This is a genomic window from Kitasatospora sp. NPDC057198 (genome assembly GCF_042670125.1).
In the GTDB taxonomy this organism is placed as follows: Bacteria; Actinomycetota; Actinomycetes; order Streptomycetales; family Streptomycetaceae; genus Kitasatospora.
Genome location: NZ_JBHUWH010000504.1, coordinates 1 through 5,463 on the forward strand (window position 1 = coordinate 1; position 5,463 = coordinate 5,463).

At 73.6% G+C, this 5,463-nt stretch carries 3 protein-coding genes; 1 reads left to right on the top strand and 2 read right to left on the bottom strand.

Translation table 11 applies throughout. The annotated features are described in order from the left end of the window. Positions 1 to 7: 7 nt before the first annotated feature. Together ACFUEL_RS34165 and ACFUEL_RS34170 are read right to left on the bottom strand one after the other, a co-directional pair. On the bottom strand, positions 8 to 1,372 hold the full coding sequence (locus tag ACFUEL_RS34165; RefSeq protein WP_380241216.1) for a M16 family metallopeptidase: 1,365 nt from the start codon (positions 1,370 to 1,372) through the stop codon (positions 8 to 10). A 17-nt stretch (positions 1,373 to 1,389) separates the two neighbouring features. Further along, positions 1,390 to 2,724 (bottom strand): M16 family metallopeptidase, encoded by a 1,335-nt coding sequence (locus ACFUEL_RS34170; protein WP_380241214.1) that lies wholly within the window; start codon positions 2,722 to 2,724, stop codon positions 1,390 to 1,392. A gap of 237 nt (positions 2,725 to 2,961) precedes the next feature. Here ACFUEL_RS34170 and ACFUEL_RS34175 point away from each other — a divergent pair, with 237 nt between their 5' ends. Then, a complete protein-coding gene (locus tag ACFUEL_RS34175; RefSeq protein ID WP_380241215.1) occupies positions 2,962 to 5,412 on the top strand; it encodes a DNA topoisomerase (ATP-hydrolyzing) subunit A in 2,451 nt (816 codons plus the stop codon). Positions 5,413 to 5,463: the final 51 nt, after the last annotated feature.

Below are 5,463 nucleotides of genomic sequence, written 5' to 3' on the forward strand. Positions count from 1 at the left end.
GATCCGGTCAGGCGATGACCGTGACGTCCCCGATGCCGAGCGCCTTCACCGGCTCGGCGATCGCCGAGGCGTCGCCGACCAGCACGGTGACCAGCCGGTCCGGCGGGAAGGCGGCGACCACGGCGCGGGTGGCGGCCGCGGTGTCCAGCTCGGCCAACTGCCGGTAGAAGTCCGCCTGGTAGGTGTCCGGCAGGTACTGCTCGACCTGGTCCGCCAGGGTCGCGGCGACCGAGCCGGCCGTCTCGAACTTCAGCGGGGCGACGCCGACCAGGAACTGCACGGCCTCCTCCCGCTCGGCGTCGGTCAGGCCGCCCTCGGCCAGCGTGCGCAGGATGGTCCAGGTGTCCTGCAGCGCGGGCGCGGTGGACTCGGTGTCCACCGAGCCGCTGATCGCCAGCAGCCCGCGGCCGGAGCCGTCGGCGGCCGAGCGCAGCGCCTGGGCGAACGCCCGCACGCCGTAGGTGTAGCCCTTCTCCTCGCGCAGCACCCGGTCGAGGCGGGAGGTGAGGGTGCCGCCGAGGCAGTAGGTGCCGAGCACCTGCGCGGCCCACACCGGGTCGTGCCGGTCCGGGCCGATCCGGCCGATCAGCAGCTGGGTCTGGACCGAGCCGGGCCGGTCCACGATGATCACCCGGCCGGTGTCGTCCCCGGCCACCGGGCCGTGCACGGCCGGCTCCTTGCCGTCGGCGCTCCACCGGCCCAGGGTCGACTCCAGCAGCGCGGCCAGGTCGACGCCGGTGAGGTCGCCGACCACCACGGCGGTGGCGGTGGACGGGCGCAGGTGGGCGCGGTAGAACGCCTCGACCGCGTCCCGGTCGATCCGCTTGACGGTGTCGGTGGAGCCGGAGCGCGGCCGCGACAGCCGGTCGTCGGCCGGGAACAGCGCCGCGTACAGCGCCTTGGCGGCCCGCCGGGCCGGGTTGGCCTGCTCGTGGACGATCTCGTCGAGGCGGTTGGCGACCAGCCGCTCGATCTCGTCGGCGGGCAGCGCGGGGGCGCGCAGCGCGTCGCCGAGCAGGGTCAGGCCGCGCTCCAGGCGGGAGGCCGGGACCTCCAGCGAGACCCGGATCGCCGGGTGGTCGGCGTGCGCGTCCAGGGTGGCGCCGGCCCGCTCCAGCTCGCCCGCGAACTCCTCGGCGCTGAGCGTGTCGGTGCCCTCGGACAGCGCCCGGGCCAGGATCGAGGCGACGCCGTCCAGGCCCTCCGGCTCGGCGGCCAGCGGCGCGTCCAGCACCACGTCGACGGCGACCAGCTGCTGGCCGGGGCGGTGGCAGTGCAGCACCGTCAGGCCGTTGGCCAGGGTGAGCCGCTCGGGGGCCGGGAACGCCCACGGGGTGGGGGTGCCGGGCCGGGGCTGCGGGTGGAACTCCATCGCGGGGGTGTAGTCGCTCACGCCGCCGCCTCCTCGTCGCTGTCGTTGCTGTCGGTGCTCTCGTCGCCACCGGTCGGCTCGTACACCAGCACGGCCCGGTTGTCGGGGCGCAGCCGCGCGGCGGCCACCGCCCGGACCTCCTCGGCGGTGACGTCGAGGACCTTCGGCAGGGCGCTGTCGACCAGCTTCGGGTCGCCGAACAGGACGGCGTAGCGACACAGTTCGTCGGCCCGGCCGGCCACCGTGGTGAGCCGGTCCAGCCACTCGCGCTCGATCTGCGCCTGGGCGCGCTCCAGTTCCTCGGCGGTGGGGCCCTCGGCGGCGAAGCGGGCCAGCTCCTCGTCGACGGCGGCCTCGATCTGCGCCAGGGTGGCCTCGCCGCCGGCCTTCACGTCCAGCCAGCCGAGCGAGGGCGCGCCGGCCAGCCGCAGCAGGCCGAAGCCGGCCGCGACGGCGGTGCGGTCGCGGCGCACCAGCCGGTTGTAGAGGCGGGAGGACTCGCCGCTGCCGAGGATGGTGAGCGCCAGGTCGGCGGCGTCGGCCTCGCGGGTGCCGTCGTGCGGGAGCCGGTAGGCGGCCATCAGCGCGCGGGAGGGGACGTCCTCGCGGACCAGCTCGCGCACCTCGGCGCCGATGGTCTCCGGCAGGGCGCCGTCGCGCGGCGGCTGCTTGCCGTCGTGGGCCGGGATCGAGCCGAAGTACTTCTCCACCCAGGCGATGGTCTGCTCCGGGTCGAGGTCGCCGACGATCGCCAGCACCGCGTTGTTGGGCGCGTAGTAGGTGCGGAAGAACGTCCGGGCGTCCTCCAGCGTGGCGGCGTCCAGGTCGGCCATCGAGCCGATCGGGGTGTGGTGGTAGGGGTGGCCGTCGGGGAAGGACAGCGCGGTGAGCTTCTCGAACGCGGTGCCGTAGGGCACGTTGTCGTAGCGCTGGCGGCGCTCGTTCTTCACCACGTCGCGCTGGTTCTCCATGGACGTCTCGTCCAGTGCGGCCAGCAGCGAGCCCATCCGGTCGGCCTCCAGCCAGAGCGCGAGCTCCAGTTGGTGGGCGGGCATGGTCTCGAAGTAGTTGGTGCGCTCGAAGCTGGTGGTGCCGTTGAGCGAGCCGCCGGCGCCCTGGACCAGTTCGAAGTGCCCGTTGTTGGAGACGTTCGCAGAGCCCTGGAACATCAGGTGCTCGAAGAGGTGGGCGAGGCCGGTGCGCCCCTTGACCTCGTGCCGGGAGCCCACGTCGTACCAGAGGCAGACGGCGGCGACCGGGGTGAGGTGGTCCTCGGAGAGCACCACCCGCAGGCCGTTGGCCAGGCGGTGTTCGGTGATGGCGAGGCCGCTTGCGGGCACGGGGTTGGCCATGCGGGGTCCTTCCCGTCGTCGGTTCCGGAGTGTCCGGGCCGGGGGCGTGTGACGTCCCCCATTGTGGTGCAACGCCCGGTGCCGCCGTCAGGTGTCCGGCCGCGGGGCGCGTTCGCCAGCGGCGGAAGCGCCCCGGGTGACGGGTGCTGTCCCACCGAGGGTCCACAATGGGGGGCGTTCGTGCCCGCGTCCGACCACCCCCATGTCCCGCATGTACCGCAAGGGAGCCCCGCAGCGATGGCCCGCCGCAGTTCGCCCACCCCGCCGCCCGGTGACTTCGAGGAGCGGATCCTCGACGTCGATGTCGTGGACGAGATGCAGGGCTCGTTCCTGGAGTACGCCTACTCGGTGATCTACTCCCGGGCCCTGCCGGACGCCCGGGACGGCCTCAAGCCGGTGCACCGCCGGATCCTCTACCAGGCCAACGAGATGGGCCTGCGCCCGGAGCGCGGCCACGTCAAGTGCGCGCGCCTGGTCGGCGAGGTGATGGGCCGGCTGCACCCGCACGGCGACGCCTCGATCTACGACGCCGTGGTGCGCCTGGCGCAGCCGTTCTCGATGCGGCTGCCGCTGATCGACGGCCACGGCAACTTCGGCTCGCTCGGCAACGACGACCCGCCGGCCGCGATGCGCTACACCGAGTCCCGGCTGACCGCCGCCGCGATGTCGCTGGTGGAGTCCATCCACGAGGACACCGTCGACTTCGGCCCGAACTACGACGGCTCCGAGCAGGAGCCCCAGGTGCTCCCCTCGGCGTTCCCGAACCTGCTGGTCAACGGCGCCACCGGGATCGCGGTCGGCATGGCCACCAACATGCCGCCGCACAACCTGGCCGAGGTGGTGGCCGCCGCCCGGCACCTGATCAAGCACCCCGCGGCCGACCTGGACACCCTGATGCGGTTCGTCCCCGGCCCCGACCTGCCCACCGGCGGCCGGATCGTCGGCCTGTCCGGCATCCGGGACGCGTACCAGTCCGGCCGCGGCACCTTCAAGATCCGCGCCACCACCTCGATCGAGAACGTCACCGCCCGCCGCAAGGGCATCGTGGTCACCGAACTGCCGTACACGGTCGGCCCCGAGAAGGTGATCGGCAAGATCAAGGACCTGGTCAACGCGAAGAAGCTCCAGGGCATCGCCGACGTCAAGGACCTCACCGACCGCGAGCACGGCCTGCGCCTGGTCATCGAGGTGAAGAACGGCTTCGTCCCCGAGGCGCTGCTGGAGCAGCTGTACAAGCTGACGCCGATGGAGGAGACCTTCGGCATCAACAACGTCGCGCTGGTCGACGGGCAGCCGCTGACGCTGGGCCTCAAGGAGCTGCTGGAGGTCTACGTCGACCACCGCTTCACGGTGGTCAAGCGGCGCAGCGACTTCCGCCGCCGCAAGCGCCAGGACCGGCTGCACCTGGTCGAGGGCCTGCTGGTCGCGCTCGTCGACATCGACGAGGTGATCGCGATCATCCGCAGCAGCGACGACGCGGGCCAGGCCAAGGACCGGCTGATGGAGCGCTTCGGCATCTCCGAGATCCAGACCGCGTACATCCTGGACACCCCGCTGCGCCGGCTCACCCGCTTCGACCGGGTCGAGCTGGAGGCCGAGCAGGCCAAGCTGCTCAAGGAGATCGCCGAGCTGACCGAGATCCTGGAGTCCGACAGCAAGCTGCGCTCCGTGGTCTCCTCCGAACTCGGCGCCGTCGCCAAGCAGTTCGGCACCGAGCGGCGCACCGTGCTGCTGGAGGCCGGCTCGGTGCCGTCCGCGGCGCTGGCGGTGCCGCTGGAGGTCGCCGACGACCCGTGCCGGGTGCTGCTGTCCACCACCGGGCTGCTGGCCCGCACCTTCGACCTGGAGCCGGTCACCGAGGAGTCCGCGGCCCGCGCCAAGCACGACGTGCTGACCTCCGCCGTCCCGGCCACCGCCCGCGGGGACGTCGGCCTGGTCACCACGGCCGGCCGGGTGCTGCGGCTTCCGGTGATCGACCTGCCCGCGCTGCCCCCGGGCACCACGGCGCTGTCCGGCGGCGCGGCGGTCTCCGAGTTCCTCCGGCTGGAGGCCGACGAGCGGCCGATCGCCCTGACCACGCTGGACGAGTCCTCGCCCGGCCTGGCGCTGGGCACCGTGCAGGGCGTGGTCAAGCGGGTGGTGCCCGAATGGCCCGCCAACAAGGACGAGTTCGAGGTGATCGCGCTCAAGGACGGCGACGCCGTGATCGGCGCGGTCGAGCTGCGCACCGGCGAGGAGGACCTGGTCTTCATCACCTCCGACGCCCAACTGCTGCGCTACCAGGCAGGCCAGGTCCGCCCGCAGGGCCGCCCGGCCGGCGGCATGGCCGGCATCAAGCTGGCCGACGGCGCGCGGGTGCTCTCCTTCACCGCGGTCGACCCGGCGCAGGACGCGGTGGTGCTGTCGGTCGCGGCCGCCTCCGGCACGCTGGCCGGCGAGGAGCAGACCAGCTGGAAGCTCACCCCGTTCGACCAGTACCCGCGCAAGGGCCGGGCCACCGGCGGCGTCCGCTGTCAGCGCTTCCTGCGCGGCGAGGACGGCCTGGCCTTCGCCTGGGCCGGCCCGCTGCCCGCCCTCGGCACCAGCAGCACCGGCCAGCCGGTCGCCCTCCCCGAGCGCGACCCGCGCCGCGACGGCTCCGGCACCCCGGTGCCGTCCCCGGTCGCCGCGGTCGGCGGCCGGATGTGACGGGCGGCCGACCGTCCTGAACCGTCCCGAAGGGGCGCCCCGGTGGACGGG

Coding starts and splice junctions, on each gene's coding strand:
- ACFUEL_RS34165 (WP_380241216.1), bottom strand. CDS start 1,372: ATGGAGTTCCACCCGCAGCCCCGGCCCGGCACCCCCACCCCGTGGGCG.
- ACFUEL_RS34170 (WP_380241214.1), bottom strand. CDS start 2,724: ATGGCCAACCCCGTGCCCGCAAGCGGCCTCGCCATCACCGAACACCGC.
- ACFUEL_RS34175 (WP_380241215.1), top strand. CDS start 2,962: ATGGCCCGCCGCAGTTCGCCCACCCCGCCGCCCGGTGACTTCGAGGAG.